The organism is Nocardia alba NBRC 108234 (genome assembly GCF_001612665.1).
Lineage (GTDB): Bacteria > Actinomycetota > Actinomycetes > Mycobacteriales > Mycobacteriaceae > Nocardia > Nocardia alba.
Genome location: NZ_BDAX01000026.1, coordinates 16,909 through 34,793, shown reverse-complemented (window position 1 = coordinate 34,793; position 17,885 = coordinate 16,909). Strand labels below are relative to the sequence as shown.

19 protein-coding genes and 1 tRNA gene are annotated in these 17,885 nt (G+C 67.1%); 12 read left to right on the top strand and 8 right to left on the bottom strand.

The genetic code is table 11. The features are described from left to right. Positions 1 to 19 precede the first annotated feature (19 nt). The 6 genes from NA12_RS25805 to aceE form a co-directional block, all read right to left on the bottom strand. Positions 20 to 1,465 (bottom strand): acyl-CoA carboxylase subunit beta, encoded by a 1,446-nt coding sequence (locus NA12_RS25805; protein WP_067456714.1) that lies wholly within the window; start codon positions 1,463 to 1,465, stop codon positions 20 to 22. Between the two features lie 122 nt (positions 1,466 to 1,587). Next, complete coding sequence (locus NA12_RS25800; protein WP_067456669.1) at positions 1,588 to 2,844, bottom strand: KasA/KasB family beta-ketoacyl-ACP synthase; 1,257 nt, start codon at positions 2,842 to 2,844, stop codon at positions 1,588 to 1,590. Between the two features lie 9 nt (positions 2,845 to 2,853). After that, complete coding sequence (gene acpM, locus NA12_RS25795) at positions 2,854 to 3,159, bottom strand: meromycolate extension acyl carrier protein AcpM (protein WP_056821158.1); 306 nt, start codon at positions 3,157 to 3,159, stop codon at positions 2,854 to 2,856. Between the two features lie 81 nt (positions 3,160 to 3,240). Beyond that, the gene (locus NA12_RS25790) at positions 3,241 to 4,155 is read right to left on the bottom strand and encodes an ACP S-malonyltransferase (RefSeq protein WP_067456666.1); all 915 of its coding nucleotides are present in this window, start codon (positions 4,153 to 4,155) and stop codon (positions 3,241 to 3,243) included. A gap of 127 nt (positions 4,156 to 4,282) precedes the next feature. After that, positions 4,283 to 5,584 carry a PucR family transcriptional regulator gene (locus tag NA12_RS25785; RefSeq protein WP_174551133.1) on the bottom strand — a complete coding sequence of 434 codons (1,302 nt, stop codon included), beginning with the start codon at positions 5,582 to 5,584 and terminating at the stop codon, positions 4,283 to 4,285. A 44-nt stretch (positions 5,585 to 5,628) separates the two neighbouring features. Then, on the bottom strand, positions 5,629 to 8,511 hold the full coding sequence (aceE, locus tag NA12_RS25780) for a pyruvate dehydrogenase (acetyl-transferring), homodimeric type (protein ID WP_067456660.1): 2,883 nt from the start codon (positions 8,509 to 8,511) through the stop codon (positions 5,629 to 5,631). Positions 8,512 to 8,726: 215 nt separating this feature from the next. Between aceE and NA12_RS25775 the strand changes: the two genes are divergently transcribed. The 5 genes from NA12_RS25775 (at position 8,727) to NA12_RS25755 (ending at position 10,774) form a co-directional block, all read left to right on the top strand. Further along, the gene (locus NA12_RS25775) at positions 8,727 to 9,275 is read left to right on the top strand and encodes an Rv2240c family protein (protein WP_067456657.1); all 549 of its coding nucleotides are present in this window, start codon (positions 8,727 to 8,729) and stop codon (positions 9,273 to 9,275) included. Positions 9,276 to 9,402: 127 nt separating this feature from the next. Next, positions 9,403 to 9,825 (top strand): DUF3052 domain-containing protein, encoded by a 423-nt coding sequence (locus NA12_RS25770; protein ID WP_067456654.1) that lies wholly within the window; start codon positions 9,403 to 9,405, stop codon positions 9,823 to 9,825. Between the two features lie 73 nt (positions 9,826 to 9,898). Next, complete coding sequence (locus NA12_RS25765) at positions 9,899 to 10,363, top strand: peroxiredoxin (RefSeq protein ID WP_067456651.1); 465 nt, start codon at positions 9,899 to 9,901, stop codon at positions 10,361 to 10,363. Positions 10,364 to 10,395: 32 nt separating this feature from the next. Next, positions 10,396 to 10,467, top strand: a tRNA-Val gene (locus NA12_RS25760). Between the two features lie 88 nt (positions 10,468 to 10,555). Continuing rightward, entirely contained in the window at positions 10,556 to 10,774 is a 219-nt protein-coding gene (locus tag NA12_RS25755) for a hypothetical protein (protein WP_067456648.1), read from the top strand. A 21-nt stretch (positions 10,775 to 10,795) separates the two neighbouring features. On the opposite strand, the gene NA12_RS25750 is transcribed toward NA12_RS25755, so the two are convergent. Beyond that, positions 10,796 to 11,044, bottom strand: coding sequence for a hypothetical protein (locus NA12_RS25750; protein WP_067456645.1), 249 nt, complete (start codon positions 11,042 to 11,044; stop codon positions 10,796 to 10,798). 140 nt (positions 11,045 to 11,184) lie between these two features. Here NA12_RS25750 and NA12_RS25745 point away from each other — a divergent pair, with 140 nt between their 5' ends. Continuing rightward, positions 11,185 to 11,631, top strand: coding sequence for a Zn-ribbon domain-containing OB-fold protein (locus tag NA12_RS25745; RefSeq protein WP_243655069.1), 447 nt, complete (start codon positions 11,185 to 11,187; stop codon positions 11,629 to 11,631). After that, positions 11,624 to 12,826, top strand: a complete 1,203-nt coding sequence (locus tag NA12_RS25740; RefSeq protein WP_067456638.1) for a lipid-transfer protein — start codon at positions 11,624 to 11,626, stop codon at positions 12,824 to 12,826. The genes NA12_RS25745 and NA12_RS25740 overlap by 8 nt, the downstream gene beginning before the upstream one ends. Positions 12,827 to 12,900: 74 nt before the next feature. On the opposite strand, the gene NA12_RS25735 is transcribed toward NA12_RS25740, so the two are convergent. After that, positions 12,901 to 13,554 carry an FMN-dependent NADH-azoreductase gene (locus tag NA12_RS25735; protein WP_067456635.1) on the bottom strand — a complete coding sequence of 218 codons (654 nt, stop codon included), beginning with the start codon at positions 13,552 to 13,554 and terminating at the stop codon, positions 12,901 to 12,903. 134 nt (positions 13,555 to 13,688) lie between these two features. Here NA12_RS25735 and NA12_RS25730 point away from each other — a divergent pair, with 134 nt between their 5' ends. From NA12_RS25730 to NA12_RS25710, 5 genes are all read left to right on the top strand, one after another. After that, entirely contained in the window at positions 13,689 to 14,030 is a 342-nt protein-coding gene (locus NA12_RS25730; RefSeq protein ID WP_067456632.1) for a winged helix-turn-helix transcriptional regulator, read from the top strand. A 197-nt stretch (positions 14,031 to 14,227) separates the two neighbouring features. Further along, positions 14,228 to 16,000, top strand: a complete 1,773-nt coding sequence (locus NA12_RS25725) for a hypothetical protein (protein WP_243655101.1) — start codon at positions 14,228 to 14,230, stop codon at positions 15,998 to 16,000. Beyond that, a complete protein-coding gene (locus NA12_RS25720; protein WP_067456626.1) occupies positions 15,997 to 16,191 on the top strand; it encodes a hypothetical protein in 195 nt (64 codons plus the stop codon). Before NA12_RS25725 ends, NA12_RS25720 begins: the two co-directional genes overlap by 4 nt. 29 nt (positions 16,192 to 16,220) lie before the next feature. Then, the gene (locus NA12_RS25715) at positions 16,221 to 16,559 is read left to right on the top strand and encodes a hypothetical protein (protein ID WP_067456623.1); all 339 of its coding nucleotides are present in this window, start codon (positions 16,221 to 16,223) and stop codon (positions 16,557 to 16,559) included. Then, on the top strand, positions 16,556 to 17,884 hold the full coding sequence (locus NA12_RS25710) for a hypothetical protein (RefSeq protein WP_067456618.1): 1,329 nt from the start codon (positions 16,556 to 16,558) through the stop codon (positions 17,882 to 17,884). Before NA12_RS25715 ends, NA12_RS25710 begins: the two co-directional genes overlap by 4 nt. Position 17,885 lies beyond the last annotated feature (1 nt).

The following is a 17,885-nucleotide window of genomic DNA, read 5'->3' as shown; positions in this document are numbered from 1 at the left end:
AAGTGTTGCTGTGGTCAGATCACAGGGGGATGTTCTTGTGGTGGCTCTTGCGGGCCGGGGCCGACGCGAGGGCAGCGGCGATGATGCTGCGGGTTTTGGCGGGGTCGATGACCTCGTCGACCACGCCGATGGCGACGGCGCGTTCGACGCCGCCCGCGAGCTGCTCGTGTTCGGCGGTGAGGCGCTCGTGGAGGGCTTCACGCTCGGATTCGGGAGCGGCGGCGAGCGCCTTCTTGTGCAGGATGCCGACGGCGGCCTTGGCACCCATGACAGCGACCTCGGAGCCCGGCCAGGCGTAGACGGCGGTGGCGCCGAGGGAGCGGGCGTTCATCGCGATGTAGGCGCCGCCGTAGATCTTGCGCGTCACCAGGGTGACGCGGGGGACGCGAGCTTCGGCGAAGGCGTGCAGCAGCTTCGCGCCACGGCGGACCACGCCCTCGAGTTCCTGGCCGACGCCGGGCAGATAGCCGGGAACATCGGTGATCACGACCAGCGGGATGCCGAATGCATCGCACAGACGCACGAAACGTGAAGCCTTCTCCGCGCTTTCGGAGTTGAGGCAACCACCCAGACGCAGCGGGTTGTTGGCCAGCACGCCGACGGTGCGACCGCCGAGACGACCCAGACCGGTCACCATGCTGCGGGCGTAACCACCCTGGAGTTCCTCGAAGGAGGATTCGGTGTCGCCGTCGGGGGACACGACATTGTCGAGCAGTTCGTGCACGATCGGCTTCACGTCGTAGGCGCGCTTGGCCGACTCGGGCAGCATCGCCTTGAGGTCGACATCGCCGTGTTCGGCCGCGACCAGATCGAACTCGCCCTGCTCGGCGAACATCGACACCAGTCGGCGCGCGCGGTGCATGGCGTCGGCCTCGTCGTCGGCGGCGATGTGGCAGACGCCGGACTTCTTGAAGTGTGTGATGGGACCACCGAGGGTCGCCATGTCGACGTTCTCGCCGGTCACCGAGCGCACCACGTCGGGTCCGGTGACGAACACGCGGCCCTCGGGCGCCATGATGACCACATCGGTCAGCGCGGGACCGTAGGCGGCACCACCGGCGGCGAAGCCGAGGACCACCGAGATCTGCGGCACCAGACCGGACGCGCGAACCATGGCCTCGAAGACCAGGCCGACCGCGTGCAGCGCCTCGACACCCTCGGCCAGGCGCGCACCACCGGAGTGCCACAGCCCGACGACGGGAATGCCGGATTCGATCGCGGTGTCGATCGCGTCGACGATGTGCTTGCAGCCCTCGACGCCCATCGCGCCGCCCATGACGGTGGCGTCGGAGCAGTAGGCCACGGTGCGGACCCCGTCGACCTCGCCGATCGCGGCGAGCACGCCGGAGCGATCGCGCGGATGCAGCGGCAGGACGGTGCCGGGGTCGAAGAAACGTTGGAGCCGACCCAGTGGGTCGCGCGGATCTGTGGTGGTGTCTTGAAACGCGGGAGCAATGATGGTCATCGCGTTCACTCCTTCGCAAGAGATTGCCGCTGCGGCGGCTGCTGTGGCGAACCGCCGGTGGGGGTCGAACCATTCAGTTGGCACGACCCCCGACCGGGGATCGGATGTGCAGTCTGCGGCGGTTACGCCCGACCGAAGGCGAGCGCGACGTTGTGCCCACCGAAACCGAAGGAATTGTTGATCGCGTACTCGATTTCCTGGCGACGGGCTTCCCCGTGCACCACATCGAGATCGATCGCCGGATCCTGGTTGTCCAGGTTCAGTGTCGGCGGAACAATGCCGTCCCGGATAGCGAGCACCGTGAGGATCGACTCGAGCGCGCCGACGGCGCCGATCGAGTGACCGAGTGCCGACTTCGGCGCGTACACCGAAGCGTGCTTACCGATTGCCTTGTGGATCGCGTTCGCCTCGGCGGAGTCACCGATGGGCGTCGCGGTCGCGTGGGCGTTGATGTGGGTGATGTCGCTCTTGGTCAGACCAGCGGTCTGCATCGCGCGAGTCATCGCCCTGGCCGCACCGGTGCCCTCGGGATCGGGAGCCACCAGGTGGAAACCGTCGGAGGTGATACCGGCACCGAGCAGGCGAGCGTGGATGGTGGCACCACGCGCCTTGGCGTGCTCCTCGGTCTCGATGACCATGAGCGCGCCCGCCTCGCCGAAGACGAAGCCGTCGCGGTCCTTGTCGAAGGGACGCGAGGCGCCCTTCGGGTCGTCGTTGCGGGTACTCATCGCGCGCATCATGGAGAACGCGGCGATCGGCACCGAGTCGATGAACCCCTCGACGCCACCGGTGACGACGATGTCGGCGTCACCCATCACGATCATCCGCCACGCGTTGGCGATGGCCTCCGAACCCGACGAGCACGCCGAGACCGGAGTGACCACTCCCGCCCTGGCCTTCAGCTCGAGACCGACGACCGCCGACGGACCGTTCGGCATGACCATCTGAACAGCCAGCGGCGAGATCTTGCGATAGCCACCGTTCTTCAGCTTGTCGACCGAGTCGATCAGGGCGTCGCCGCCGCCGAGTCCGGTGCCGATCGCGACGCCGAGACGGTCGTTGTCGACCTCCGGGCTGCCCGCGTTCTTCCACACCTCACGACCGAGGACGGTCGCCAGGCGCTCGACATACGCCATGCGGCGGATCTCGACCCGGCTCAACAGCGTGTCGGGGCTGACCTTCAGGTGACCGCCGATTCGCACCGGCAGGTCGTATTCCTCGATGAAGGAATCCTCGAGAACGTCGATTCCGCTCTCACCGTTGAGGAGTCCCTTCCACGTCGCATCGACATCACCTGCGATCGACGTGGTCGCCGCCATCGACGTGACGACGACATTGGGGAAGTTCCCGTTCAAAGTGCTGGGAGCAGGAGTGGTCAAAGTTCGGCCCTACTCGCCGGCGCTGTCGAACTTGGCCTTGAGCTCGGCGGCGACGTCGGCGTTCTCGGCCTCGAGCTTCTGGACGTAAGCGACGGAGTCACCGACAGTCTTCAGGCTGGCCAGATCCTCATCGGGGATCTTGACGCCGTACTTGTCTTCCATCTGCACAGCGATCTCGACCATGGACAGCGAGTCGATGTCCAGGTCGTCGACGAAGGACTTCTCGAGGGTCACCTCGGAGGGTTCGATACCCGTAACCTCTTCGATGATCTTGCCGAGTTCTTCGACGATCTGTTCCTGGGTCAGAGCGGCCACTTTGGTGGCTCCCTTCTTGTTGCTATTTGTGGGGTTCGTGTACGGCCTGCACTTCGCTGTGCATGACCGCCGGGGGGAAAGCTAGCCCGAGATGGTCAGTTCGACCAACGCGGGGAGGTCTTCGGGGGACTTGAGGGCCAGATTGGGCGTGCCCTTCAGTTCCCGTTTGGCGATGCCGACCAGCGTGCCCGCGGGCGGCAACTCGACCACGGCCGAGACGGCCGCGGCGCGAATGGTCTCGTTGCACAGGTCCCAGCGCACGGGGCGGGTGACCTGAGCGGCAAGTTTCTCGATCGCGTCGGCACCCGAGGTGACCGGTTGTCCGTCGAAGTTCGACAGCAGCGTCCGGATCGGGTCGCTCGGCGAGATCTGTGCGATGGCATCGGCGACAGCTTCGCGTGCCGGGGCCATGAAAGCGGTGTGGAACGCACCGGCGACGGGCAACGCGCGGACCCGTGCCTTCTCCGGCGGGTTCGCGGCGAGCTCCGCCAGAGCTTCCAGGCTGCCCGCCGCGACGATCTGGCCTACCGCGTTGCGGTTGGCCGGGACGAGATCGAGTTCGGCGAGCCGTGCGAGCACGACGGCTTCATCGCCACCGAGCACCGCGGACATGCCGGTCGGCTCCAGCGCACAGGCCTTGGCCATCTCCCGGCCGCGGATGGCGGCGAGGGCGACTGCCTCGTCGGCGGTGATGACACCGGCGACAGCGGCTGCGGCGAATTCGCCGACCGAGTGTCCGGCGACGATTGTATCCGCCGGAATCGACCCGGGGGCGATTTCGGCGAACGCGAGCAGCGCGGCGGCGACCACGAGCGGCTGCGTCACCGCGGTGTCGACGATCTCCTCGGCCGTCGCGGTGGTGCCGAGACGGACCAGATCGAGGCCTGCGGCCTTCGACCAGAGCTCGAGGCGATCAGTCGCACCGGGAAGTGCGAGCCACGGCGTGAGCATGCCGGGTGTCTGGGACCCCTGTCCTGGGGTGAGCAACGCGATCACTCCCTAAGAAAACACTGTGACCCCCACCGCATGAGATGTCGGCGCGAATGAAGCTTTCCGATCGCTTTTGTAGGGGTCCCACAAAATCCGAGGTGGGGTGTCGGGATCGACCGATTCCCCGATCCCGTTACAGGGGGTCGTGAGCCATTGGGACAGGTGGGGTTTCTGTGACAGAAGGAGATGATTCGTTATGCGTTCGTGTCAAACGGCCCACTGTTGCTGCGATTCGGAGCACATAGGCGTCACGAGGATTCATCGGATCACGCCCGGTCACCTCGCCGATTCGTTTGAGTCGGTACCGAACGGTATTTGGATGGACGTACAGCTGCCGAGCGCAAGTCTCTACTGCTCCACCACAATCCAGGTAGGCGTCGAGTGTGTCGGATAACGAAGATCCGGCCGCGGCCAACGGGAGAACAAGATACTCGTTCAGCGCCTCGATCGCAGCTCTGTCGCCCAGCAACGCGCGTTCCGGGAGCAACTCGGTGGCGTGAACGGGCCTTGGCGCACCGCGCCAGCCCACCACGGCCTCCATCCCCGCCAATGCCTCGATCGCCGACGCGTGCGCGGCGCCGAGGGTGCGCATCGTCGGACCGATCACCACCGGACCGTCGGAGAACACCTCGGCCAGCAGATCGGTGAGGAACGGCGAGTTGATGCCCGTCTCTCCCAGATGCCCGCTGACCACCATCACCAGTCGTGCGCCCTGCACCACCGCCAGCGCGGCCCTACTGTGTTTGGTCGCGATGGTGTGCACCGCGCCGACCGTCGACACACCCTGGTCCAGCGGCGGCGTGCCGACCAGCACCGTGGCGGGCGCCGTGGCGTCCCAGTTCAACGTGGCGGCCCGGGAAAGCATGTCCGGACCTGTGTCGCCCCGAACCACCGCGTCGACCACCAGGGCCTCGAGGCGGGTATCCCAGGCGCCACGCGACTCCGCCGCGCTGGCGTACACCGAGGCGGCCGCGAAACCGAGCTCACGCCCGTACCGCAGCACCGCCTCGGTGAGCGCCACCAGCTGACGATCGTTGCGCGCCAGCGCGGGCAGCCACTGCTCGAAGAAGTCCATGGCCACCCGCACCATGTCCACGGTCTGGCGCAGCGTGAGCCGCCGCGCCAGATCCTGTGGAATCACCTGGAACGCGTCGAGGCTGAAGCGGATATCGGAATCGGGATCCTGCAACCACTCCAGGAAGTTCACGACCGCCGTCTGCACCAGCATCTGCACGCCCGCTCGCTGCGCGGCGTCCAGGTCGGCGAAGAACGGCAGCCGATCCTGCATCGACCCCACCGCCTCGGTGGAGAGCCGGCCCGAGAACTGCTTGACCCGCTTGAGCAGCGTGTCGGGCAGCGGATCACGGGTCTGCCGGTTCGGGGACAGCGCCCCCGTCGGTAGATAGACCTCGTGCTCGCTGGTGCCCTCGGTGATCCGACGGGGCCGCGGCGGTTTGCGCTCCACAGTCCAATAGTCCGCTACGCGAGTTCCTCTGCCGCGTCCGCACTCGGCTTCGGCGCGGCGGCCACGCTGTCGATGCCGTATTTCGCGGCCGCTTCCACTGCCTTGGCCTTGTCGAACGTGCCGTCCCGGACGAGACCCTCCAGCACCGCGACCACGATCGACTGGGCGTCGACGTTGAACACCCGTCGTGCGGCCGTCCGGGTGTCGGAGAAGCCGAACCCGTCGGTGCCGAGGGTGATGTAGTCGCCGGGCACCCACTGTCGGATCTGATCGGGCACCGCGCGCATCCAGTCCGTCGCGGCGACCACCGGTCCACGCGCGGCCGAGAGCGCCTGGGTGACGTAGGGCGAACCCGAATCCACATCGGGGTGCTTGAGGGCCGCGATCTCCTTGTCGAGCGCCTCCCGGCGAAGCTCGCCGTACGAGGTCACCGACCACACATCCGCGGCCACACCCCACTCCTGCGCCAGCAGTTCCTGCGCGCGCAGCCCGTCGGGCACGGTCACCCCGGAGACGAGGATCTGGGCACGGACCTCGCCCTCACCACCGTCGCGGTACAGGTACAGACCTTTGAGCAGACCCGCCACGTCGAGGTCGTCGGGCTCGGCCGGCTGCTGGTAGGGCTCGTTGTACAGGGTGATGTAGTAGAAGATGTTCTCCCCACCGAACGTGCCGACCTCGGGCACCTCGGTACCGGGCAGCAGGCTGGCCGCGGCCTCGCCGCCGCCGTACATGCGGCGCAGACCGTCGCGCACGATGTGCGCGATCTCGAACGAGAACGCCGGATCGTAGGTCACCACAGCGGGATTGGACGACGCCAGCAGCAGCGACTGACCGTCGTTGTGCTGCAGACCCTCACCGGTGAGGGTGGTGCGGCCCGCGGTGGCGCCGAGCACGAATCCGCGCGCCAGCTGGTCGGCCGCGGCCCAGAAGCTGTCGCCCGTGCGCTGGAACCCGAACATCGAGTAGAAGATGTAGAGCGGGATCATCGGCTCGCCGTGGGTGGCGTAGGAGGTGGCGACCGCGGTGAACGACGCGGTGGAACCGGCCTCGTTGATGCCCTCGTGCAGGATCTGGCCGACAGCGCTCTCCTTGTAGGCGAGCATGAGTTCGGCGTCAACCGAGGTGTAGAGCTGGCCGTTGCGGTTGTAGATCTTCAGCGTCGGGAACCACGAGTCCATGCCGAAGGTGCGGGCCTCGTCGGGGATGATCGGCACGATGCGCTTGCCGATCTCCTTGTCGCGCAACAGTTCCTTGACCAGGCGCACCAGCGCCATCGTCGTGGCGACCTTCTGCTTGCCCGAGCCCTTGCGGACCGAGCGGTAGGCCTCGTCGCCGGGCAGCTTCAACGACTTGGCCGACGAACGACGCTCCGGCACGAACCCGCCGAGCGACTTGCGCCGGGCCAGCATGTACTCGATGGCCGGATCGTCCATGCCCGGGTGGTAGTACGGGGGCAGGTACGGGTCCTTCTCCAGCTCGGCGTCGCTGACCGGGATGCGCTGCAGATCGCGGAAGTCCTTGAGGTCCTGCAGCGCCAGCTTCTTCATCTGATGGGTGGCGTTGCGGCCCTCGAAGTGCTTGCCGAGGGTGTAGCCCTTGATCGTCTTGGCCAGGATCACCGTCGGCTGACCCTTGTGCGCCATCGCCGCCGAATACGCCGCGTACACCTTGCGGTAGTCGTGGCCGCCGCGCTTGAGATTCCAGATCTCACTGTCGGACATGCTCTGCACCAGCGCCTTCGTGCGCGGGTCGCGGCCGAAGAAGTGGTCGCGCACGTACGCGCCGTCATTGGCCTTGTAGGTCTGGTAGTCACCGTCCGGGGTGGAGTTCATCAGGTTCACCAGCGCGCCGTCGCGGTCGGCGCCGAGCAGCGCGTCCCACTCGCGACCCCAGACCACCTTGATCACGTTCCAGCCCGCGCCCCGGAAGAACGATTCCAGTTCCTGGATGATCTTGCCGTTGCCGCGCACCGGGCCGTCGAGCCGCTGCAGGTTGCAGTTGATCACGAAGGTGAGGTTGTCGAGCGCCTCGTTGGCGGCCACCTGGATCAGGCCGCGCGACTCGGGCTCGTCCATCTCGCCGTCGCCCAGGAACGCCCAGACATGCTGATCGGAGGTGTCCTTGATGCCGCGATCAGTGAGGTAGTGGTTGAACCTGGCCTGGTAGATCGCGTTCATCGGGCCCAGGCCCATCGACACCGTCGGGAACTCCCAGAAGTCCGGCATCAACCGCGGGTGCGGATAGGACGGCAGGCCCTTGCCGAGGCCGCCGTGGCTGTATTCCTGACGGAATCCGTCGAGCCGGTCGGTGCTGAGGCGGCCCTCGAGGAAACCGCGCGCGTAGATGCCGGGCGAGGCGTGGCCCTGGATGTAGACGTGGTCGCCGCCGCCGGGATGATCCTTGCCGCGGAAGAAGTGGTTGAAGCCCACCTCGTACAGCGCCGCCGAGGACGCGTAGGTCGAGATATGGCCGCCGACACCGATTCCGGGGCGCTGCGCGCGATGCACCATGATCGCGGCGTTCCACCGGATCCAGGCGCGGAAGCGGCGCTCGACTTCCTCGTCACCGGGGAACCATGGTTCGTTCTCGGTGGGAATCGTGTTGACGTAATCGGTGGAGGTGAGCGCCGGAATCGAGACACGGCGTTCGCCCGCGCGCTCGAGCAGGCGCAACATCAGGTAGCGCGCGCGACCCGGGCCCTCCCGGTCGAGCATGTCATCGAAGGATTCCAGCCATTCGCTGGTCTCCTCGGGGTCGATATCCGGTAGATACGACGCCACTCCCTCGCGGATGACCCGCACCCGTTCACCGGTCGGTTTGGTGGTGGATTCACCGCCCCCGGCGGAGCTCGCTGGTGGATCGTTGGAAGCTGCAGAGTGGATCAGGTCGGTCAAATCTGCTCCTCGTGATGGGGGCTGAACTGCTTGGTCGGCGTCGCTGTCCCCGGGCCTGCCCGCCTGGTGTGCGGACCACCCGTTGCGAAAGGTTCGGGTGCACCCCCATCCTTACCGAAACGGCTGCCGAGGTCATCACCACGGCGGGAATACCATTAGGTAGGTTCTGCGGGGGAATGCGAGTCGCGCACGTGGATGAGAGGGAACGCCGGACGATGAGGGTGCTGCACGCGCGCCGACTGGGGTTGATCTGTGCCTTCGTCGCCGTGACCGCGGGTTCGGTGGTGGCGGGTTGCGCCGAGCAGATCCCCGGCACACCGACGACCGACGCGGCTGAAGTGGCCGCCTACAAGACCACGGCCGCCGCGTCGTCCTCCGCGGCCGCCTCCTCGCGCGCCGCAGCCGCGCGAGAGCGCGCGATCACCGACAACTGCGGGCAGTTCGCCACCACCACCGGCGCGGGCGTCACCGCCTACAACGACTTCGTCTCCGCGCACGACACCAACGCTCCCGACTACGCGGCCAAACGCGAGTCCGCGGCCACCACCCTCGACAACGCGGCGACCAAAGTGGAGTCGGGCGTCGTCGCCGCGGTGGGCGCTCTGCCGACCGAACTGGCCGACAAGTTCACCGCGTATGTCGTCGCCGCGCGCGAGCTGGCCGCGCAAACCAGAAAGATGACCTACAACTCACCTGTCGGCAAGCTCAACGAGGCCAGTCGCACCATCAACCAGGCACGCACCGCAGTCCACGACGCCTGTTGAGACGACCGATTTCGCCCTCCCGACACGCGGCATACGGTCCCAATTCATCCGATCAGCTTGCGCTGCGGCCGATAACCATGTTCGCTTGCACCTATCTTACTGTCGGAAGTTTAGGGAGGACACCACCGTGGTCGCCGCGGCGGACGCGCAGAACTACGCTCAGAAGCTTGGCATTTCTCACGGCTTGGTTGTTCAGGAATTGGGCTGGGACGAGGACACCGACGACGCATTGCGCGCCGAGATCGAGGAGGTCAGCGGCGGCGAGATGGTCGACGAAGACTCCGATGAGGTCGTCGACGCCGTCCTGCTCTGGTGGCGAGAAGGTGACGGCGATCTGGCCGACGAGCTGATGGATGCCATCAGCCCGCTGGCCGATGAAGGCTTCATCTGGGTCCTCACCCCCAAGACCGGCCAACCTGGTCATGTCGATCCGAGCGAGATCGCCGAAGCCGCACCCACGGCCGGCCTGACCCAGACATCCACCATCAGCCTCGGCAGTTGGACGGGCTCACGCCTCGTTCAGCCGAAGGCACCATCCAAACAGCGCTGAATCCGCCGTTCGCTAGGGTCTCAGTTGGGCTCACAGGCCCGGCTGAGACCCGACACGACGGAGGATTCGTAGTATGCCGCTAGAGGTTGGCACTCTCGCGCCGGATTTCACCCTCAAGGACCAGAACAACCAGCCCGTCACCCTGTCGGATTTCCGCGGCAAGAAGAACGTGCTGCTGGTGTTCTATCCGCTCGCCTTCACCGGCATCTGCCAGGGCGAGCTGTGCAAGGTCCGCGACGAGCTGCCCAAGTTCCAGAACGACGACGCCGAGATCATCGCGATCTCCGTCGGCCCCCCACCCACCCACAAGATCTGGGCGGCGGAACAGGGCTACCTGTTCCCCCTGCTGTCGGACTTCTGGCCGCACGGCGCAGTCACCCAGTCCTACGACGTCTTCAACGAGAAGTCCGGTTACCCCAACCGCGGCACCTTCGTCGTCGACAAGTCCGGCTACATCACTTTCGCGGAGATGAACGGCCCCGGACAAGCCCGTGACCAGGCGGCTTGGGAGAAAGCCCTCGCCGCGCTAGATTCATAACCCGACACCGCCGGTACTCCCCGGCGGTGCCAGGGCGTATAGCTCAGCGGTAGAGCACTGGTTTTACACACCAGCGGTCGGGGGTTCGAACCCCTCTGCGCCCACAGATCGTGAGACGGCAAAGGCCGTTGAAGGCCGGTGCCCCAGGATTGGGGGCGTTCGGAATCAGTTGATCGTTCGTACGCTTCTCGCATGATTCTCACCTCCCGGGCATTGCGCACCGGAACCGCAGTCCTCGCCGTAACCGCCGGTCTGGTCGCCGCAGCTGGTCCCGTGGCCGCCGAATCACCGCTGGATTCGGGCAGTGGGTCGTTGGGTACCGGCTCGTCGACGCTGGTGCAGTCCGTGCTCACCGCGATCGGATGCTATGTCGGCGCCAACTCCTGCGGGTCCATCATCATCCCGCTGTAATTCACACGGGGAGAAGCCTTTTCAGGTTTCAGCGGGCGGAATTCGACCGGTGCCGTGCTGATGTTCGCAGTCGGCGTGGATCGGCGGGCAGTAGGTGATGGCGGCGCAGGCGAGGCAGGTGTGCGTTCGGTGGTGTCCGCCGATCCGTCGGCACGGCAGCACGCTGACGAGTGACCGGCCTGCCCCGAGCCGGTGCCCGTTCGGGCGGAAGCGCGGAGCCGGTTCCGTCCAGCGCCCATTACGCAGGTAGAGCCGAATCGAGTCGCACATACGTTCGATTATGCACCTCCGAGCGCGGGCGGCACGACCGGGCACGCCTGCGCCGAGTCGCGCCCGTCGCACCCGCGCCCGAGCAGCGCTGGAACGGGATTCCGCCCCAAAGTAGAACGTGTTCCTATAGCGTCGGCCACGTGCAGAAAGAACAACGCCCCGCGGTGGCTGACTGGTTCACTGCGGACGACGGCCGGGTACGCCTTCAAGGAACTCGCTGTAACGACTGCGGCACGCCGTACTTCCCGAAGAACACCCTCGCCTGCCGTAACCCGCAGTGCACAGGTACCCACGACGGCTCCGAGCTCGTCGAGTACCTGTTCTCCACGCGCGGCCGGATCTGGTCGTACGCCGACGCGCGGTACAAGCCGCCCGCGCCCTACGTCTCGGCCGACCCCTTCGTGCCCTACATCGTGGCGGCGGTGGAGCTCGAGGTCGAGCAGATGGTGATTCTCGGGCAGGTCGTGCGCGGTCTCACCGTCGACGACCTGGCCGTCGGGATGCCGGTGGAGTTGACCGTCGGGACGCTGTACGAGGACGAGGACGCGGAGCACACGGTGTGGATGTGGAGGCCGGTCAATGACTGACACGAATGATCGCGATATCGCCGTCCTCGGCGCGGGCATGCACCCGTGGGGCAAGTGGGGACGCAACTTCGTCGAATACGGTCTGGTGGCGGCGCGTGCGGCGCTGGCTGATGCCGGGTTGAACCACCGCGACGTCGGCTACATCGCCGGCGCGGACACCATCCGCAACGGCTACCCCGGGTTCGTCTCGGGCGCGACGTTCGCCCAGGCGCTCGGCTGGTCGGGTGCGCAGATCTCGAGTAGCTACGCCGCGTGCGCCTCCGGTGCGCAGGCCATCGCCAACGCGCGCGCCCAGATCCTGGCCGGGCTGTGCGAGGTGGCGCTGGTGGTCGGCGCGGATACCACCCCGAAGGGTTTCTTCCAGCCGGTCGGCGGCGAGCGCCGCGACGACCCCGACTGGTTGCGCTTCCATCTGCTCGGCGCCACCAACCCCATCTATTTCGCGCTCTACGCCCGGCGTCGCATGGCCTTGCACGGCGCTACCCTCGACGACTTCGCCGCGGTCAAGGTGAAGAACTCCCGGCACGGCCTGAACAACCCGAATGCCCGCTACCGCAAGGAGGTCTCGGTCGAGGAGATCTCCGCCTCGGCGATCGTCTCGGACCCGTTGCGGCTGCTCGATATCTGCGCGACGAGCGACGGCGGGGCCGCGCTGGTGCTGACATCGATGGACTACGCGCGCCGCCACGGCATCGCCGATCCGGTTCGTATCTCCGCGCTGTCGACGGTCACGCCGACCTTCCCGAAGACTGTGCTCGATCTGCCGGATTTCTCGACGGATTCCGCTGTGGCCGTCGAGCCACCGTCGCGCACCTTCCGGTCTGCTATCGCGCACGCCGCCTACGAAGAGGCAGGGATCGGGCCCGCCGACCTGTCCTTCGCGGAAGTCTATGACCTGTCCACCGCGCTGGAACTGGACTGGTACGAGGACATCGGCCTCTGTGAGACCGGCGAAGCGGAGACTCTGCTGCGCAGTGGCGCAACGACTTTGGGCGGACGGATACCGGTGAACCCCAGCGGCGGCCTTGCCTGCTTCGGCGAGGCCATCCCCGCCCAGGCGATCTCCCAGGTCTGCGAGCTCACCTGGCAGCTGCGTGGCCAGGCGGATGGCCGCCAAGTGGACAACGCCCGAGCGGGCATCGCGGTAAACCAGGGCCTCTTCGGCCATGGTTCAGCGATCATCGCCACTCGCTGACCGAGCAGAATCCAGGTCGGCCTACCGAAACCCCGGGCTCTGTCCGGGGTTTCGGCATCGCGAGTCGGATGCGCTCAGTCCGCTACGTCGACGACTTCGCGCGCAGGAGTCAGGTCGGCAACCCGGCTGCGGGCGCGTTCGAGGGATCGCTGTAGGCGCTCGCCGCCGAATTCGTCGTTGCCCGTGTAGACGAACTCGACCTCGTCGATGCCGATGAAACCCAGCGCCGTGCGCAGGTACGGCTCCACGTGGTTCATGCTCGCCAGCGGGCCCCCCGCCTCGTAGCCTGCGTCGCCGGTACCGACGATGACGAACGCGCGCTTACCGGAAGTGAGCGGCGTGTACGGGTCCGCGGCCTCGGGATCGAAGGCGAAGGTGCGCCCGACCCGGACGATCTGGTCGATGTAGGCCTTCAGCATCGCCGGTACCCCGAAGTTGTACATGGGGACTCCGAGCACCAGCACGTCGGAGGCGAACAGCTCGTCCACCAGTCGGTCGCTGTAGGCCAGGGTGTCGCGCATCTGCGCGGTGCGCTGCCCCGGTGTGGTGAAGGCGGCGGCGATCCAGTCCTCGGTGAGATGCGGCGGCGGTTCGTAGCCGAGATCGCGGCGGATCACGGTGTCAGCGGGTCGACCCTCGCTCCAGCGCGCGACGAACTCCCCGACCAGCGTGCGGGTGTGAGAACGCGATCGACGAGGGCTGGCATCGAGTCGAAGTAGCTGAGCCATCTCTGGAACTCCTGTCGGAACGGGGTCGGCGTGCGGGATCGAGCCTGCCCGACAGGGAATTTCCGCGTAAGAACGCACATTTCTGTTACTCGGTACCCTTTTCCATACCGTTGCCGGTGAGACGAGGATGTGGCGTGGCGAAACGTAAGCAGGATCTCGATTTCGACTGCCCGGTCGAGGTCACCCTCGATGTGATCGGCGGCAAGTGGAAGGGCATGATCATCTTCCAGCTGAGCGAGGGCACCGCCCGGTTCAACGAGATGCGCCGGGCGATGGCGCACGTGACCCAGCGAATGCTGACCGCGCAACTGCGCGAACTCGAGCGTGACGGCGTCCTCACCCGCACCGTGTATCCGGAGGTCCCGCCCCGGGTCGAATACGAGCTGACCGATTTCGGTCGCGGTCTCGTCCCGATCATCAGGCTGATGGAGACCTGGGGCGAGCGGTACCGGGAGCAGCTCCGGCCTGCCGGTTAGGCGCTTCGACCACTGAACCGCGACCTGTGCGCGCGGGGTATCGGCGCAGCACGGAATTCGGGATACTGTCGGTAACCCTTAGATCGGGCGCTTCGACATATCGGAGGACAACGGTGTCCACAGTGAGCGATCCCTCGACAATCCTGTCCGCGCCGGGCACCGAGGGCGGTGGCGCCGCTCTCGGTCAGGTCGCGGTGATGACCGGCGCGGCCGCGGTGATCGGCGCGGTGCTGCTGTGGGTGGCGTATCTGCATCGGACGCGCCGCATCACCTGGCTGCGACAGCTGGCCGACTTCAGCGGCCGGCTGATGAACCGCCCCGGCTGGGTGGCGCTGCCGATCGCGATGTTCCTAGCGACCATCCTGACCGCGTTTCTCGGCTTCATCTGGGATGTGAGCCTGCACGTCGGCAAGGGCCGCGACGACGGACCGCTGGCCAACCCGGCGCACTATTTCATCCTGGTCGGACTGTTCTTCCTGTTCATGGCGGGCATGCTCGCGATCATCCTGCCGCTCGACGAGAAGCCGGGCGCGGCGGCGGTGAAGATCACCCGCGACTGGTACGCCCCCGTCGGCGGCATTCTGATCGCCGGCGCCGGTCTGTACGCGCTGATCGGTTTCCCGCTCGACGACATCTGGCACCGGCTGTTCGGCCAGGATGTCACGCTGTGGGGACCCACCCACCTCATGCTCATCGGCGGTGCGGGTCTGTCGCTGATCGGGGTGCTGCTGCTCGAGCTCGAAGGCCGCTACAACCGGCCCGACCCCGAACGCACCGACGGGCGGGTGCTGTGGGCGATTCAGGCCTTCGCTTTCGGCGGCCTGGTGATCGGACTGTCGGTCTTCCAGGTCGAGTTCGACTTCGGCGTCGAGCAGTTCCGGTTGGTCCTGCAACCGATGCTGATCGTCTTCGCCGCCACGATCGCCCTGATCTCGGCGCGGTTGACCCTCGGCCCACTCAGCACACTGCTGCTCGTGGCCTTCGCCTTCTGCGTGCGGTCCATTGTCGCAGTCCTCGTCGGCACCGGCTTCGAAGCGCCGCGCAATGTGTTCCCGCTGTACCTCGGCGCCGCGATCGTGGTCGAACTGCTCGCCCTCCTGCCGCTGATCCGGCGACCGCTCTGGTGGGGTGCGCTCACCGGTCTCGGTGTGGCGACGGTGGGTATCTGGCTCGAATCACTGTGGATAGAGCGGATGTTCGTCAATCCGTGGGTCAGCGGGATGTGGCTGGAACTGCTCGCGATGGCGGTGCCGGTCGGGGTGGCGGGCGGTGTGATCGGCGCGATGCTCGGCACCGTCTTGCGCGGCGAAGCCCTGCCCAAGCCCACGGTGCGGCGGGGCATCGTGGTCGCCGCCGTGGTGATCGCGGCCGCGGCCACCGCGAACGGGCTGATCATCCGGGTGCCGGAGAACGCGTCGGCGACCGTCGCGCTCACCGACGCCGAGCCCGAGCAGGGCGGGCGGATGGTCACCGCCGACATCCGGCTCACCCCCGGCGACCTGATCGGCGACAGTCCCGAATGGGTGGAGATCCTGGCCTGGCAGGGCGGTATCGGCGCGGACAGTCCCGGCCACGGCCTCGTCGTGGACAAGCTGCGGCGCGTCACCGACGACCACTTCGTGTCCACCCGTCCGGTGCCCGTGCACGGCACCTGGAAGACGGTGCTGCGCCTGCAGGACGGGCGTATGCAATCCGCGCTCCCGATCTTCATGCCGCTCGATCGCGGCATCGGCGCCGCGGAAGTGCCCGCGCCCGCGGGCTTCACGCGACCGTTCGTCGAGGAGATCTCGGTACTGCAGCGTGAGCGGTCCTTCGACCATCCGTCCTGGCTGATCGGTCTCGCGGGCCTGGTGGTGCTGGCGTGCAGCCTGGCCTTGATCGCGGCGATGGCGTGGGGCGCTGCCCGGGTGAACGACCGTTATCTGGCGGCGGGCAGCGTCCCGGACCAGAAGGCAACGGTCGAACCATGATTCGCCAGGAGAACGTCGACCTGCTCGCCGACCACTCCCTCCTGCTGGCGATCCCGGCCTTCCTGCCCGCGGTGGCTCTGGTCGGTCTGGTGCTGTTCATCGCGATGCGTGACCGGCGCGCGGAGAAGCACGAAAATGAGGACACCCGAGCACAATCCGCGCGGACCGACCGCACCGAGGAGAATCCGTGACACATCGTCGGGTCCGGTACAGCCTTGTCATGGTTGCCGCGGGTGCGCTGTTGGTCGGCTGCTCATCGAGTACGGAGTCCGAGCCGACCGACGAGCGCGCCGCCCGCACCATCGACATCCGAATCGCGAACGGCGCGGTGTCCCCGACCAATACGCGCACCGAAGCCGAAGTCGGGCAACGCATCGTGCTGCGGGTCGACAGTGACGCCGCCGACGAACTGCATGTCCACTCCTCTCCCGCGCACACCTTTCCCGTCGCCGCGGCGTCGGGCCAGCAGTTCGACTTCACCGTGACGGTGCCGGGCCAGGTGGAGATCGAACTGCACCACCTCGGACGGACGGTGACCACCCTGCTGGCCCGGCGGTGAAGCTCCTTGCCCACGGCCTGAACGGGGCCGCTGACCTGCCGATTCCGCTCACCTACGCCTTGATCGGCGCGGCGTGGGCGCTGACGTTCTCGTTCGCGCTGCTGTTCTTCGCCTGGCGGCTGCCACGGCTGGACCCCGGGTCCCCCGGATTACCGCTGCCGGGACCGCTACGCCGAGTGCTCGACGCCCGCGCGACACGGACGGTCATCGCCGTGGCGAGTGTGGTGGTGACCGCGTGCGTGATCGTCATCGCGGTGTTCGGCTCCTCGGATCCGGCCTCGAACCCGGTGCCCGGGGTGCTCTACATCGGCGTCTGGGTCGGGGTGATGGTGGCGTCCCTGCTGATCGGGCCGGTCTGGAAGGTCGTCTCGCCGGTCCGGGCGATCCATCGATTCGGCTGCCTGCTGCTGCGGCGCCCGCCGGAGCGCGGACTGCTGCGCTATCGCGGCGAATGGGGTTATCTCCCAGCCGCTCTCGGTCTGTTCTCCTTCGTGTGGCTGGAATTGGCTTGGCGCGCACCGGGGTCGGTGAGCTCGGTGCTGACCTGGCTGCTCGGCTATCTGGTGGTGACCACGATCGGGCTCGGGTTGTTCGGCACCGTGTGGGCGGAACGGGCCGATCCGCTCGAGGTGTACAGCACGCTGCTGGCGCGCCTGAGCGTCTACGGCCGCGACAGCGCGGGCCTGCCAGTGGTACGAATGCCGCTGAACAACCTCGCGGGGACTCCCGCACTCCCCGGATCGGTCGCGGTCGCGGCGACACTGCTGGGATCCACCGCCTTCGACAGTTTCTCCACCTTCCCTCGGTGGCGCGAACTGGTCGACGACCTGGCGCCGGTCCTTGACCCGACCCTGGTGCGCACCGCCGGACTGCTGGTCTTCATCGGCGTGGTCGGCGGGGTCTTCGCCCTCGCCGCACGCGCCACCGGTGGCGTGCGCCCCGCCGATCGAGCGCTGCTGCCCCGACGGCTGGCGCACAGTCTCACCCCGATCGTGGCGGGCTATCTGATCGCCCACTACCTCACCTTTCTCGTGGAGAAGGGACAGTCGACGGTACTGCTGTTCGCGGACCCGCTCGACCGTGGCTGGAACCTCGCGGGCCTGGCCGATCGCGATGTCGCCTACGTGCTGTCGAACCATCCGAGCGTCCTCGCCACCTGCACGGTGCTCGCCGTCCTGATCGGCCACCTCCTCGGCGTCGCCGCCGCCCACGACCGCTGTCTGGTCCTGCTGCCACCACGTCACCGGCTGACCGGCCAGCTGGCATTGATGCTGACGATGGTCGGCTTCACCTTCACCGGGCTGTATCTGCTGTTCGGGGGTTAGC

Bases quoted from the DNA above. Each gene is read 5' to 3' on its own strand.
- NA12_RS25805 (WP_067456714.1), bottom strand. From the start codon at position 1,465: ATGACCATCATTGCTCCCGCGTTTCAAGACACCACCACAGATCCGCGC.
- NA12_RS25775 (WP_067456657.1), top strand. From the start codon at position 8,727: ATGAGGGTGCTGCACGCGCGCCGACTGGGGTTGATCTGTGCCTTCGTC.
- NA12_RS25765 (WP_067456651.1), top strand. From the start codon at position 9,899: ATGCCGCTAGAGGTTGGCACTCTCGCGCCGGATTTCACCCTCAAGGAC.
- NA12_RS25755 (WP_067456648.1), top strand. From the start codon at position 10,556: ATGATTCTCACCTCCCGGGCATTGCGCACCGGAACCGCAGTCCTCGCC.
- NA12_RS25750 (WP_067456645.1), bottom strand. From the start codon at position 11,044: ATGTGCGACTCGATTCGGCTCTACCTGCGTAATGGGCGCTGGACGGAA.
- NA12_RS25740 (WP_067456638.1), top strand. From the start codon at position 11,624: ATGACTGACACGAATGATCGCGATATCGCCGTCCTCGGCGCGGGCATG.
- NA12_RS25735 (WP_067456635.1), bottom strand. From the start codon at position 13,554: ATGGCTCAGCTACTTCGACTCGATGCCAGCCCTCGTCGATCGCGTTCT.
- NA12_RS25725 (WP_243655101.1), top strand. From the start codon at position 14,228: ATGACCGGCGCGGCCGCGGTGATCGGCGCGGTGCTGCTGTGGGTGGCG.
- NA12_RS25720 (WP_067456626.1), top strand. From the start codon at position 15,997: ATGATTCGCCAGGAGAACGTCGACCTGCTCGCCGACCACTCCCTCCTG.
- NA12_RS25715 (WP_067456623.1), top strand. From the start codon at position 16,221: ATGGTTGCCGCGGGTGCGCTGTTGGTCGGCTGCTCATCGAGTACGGAG.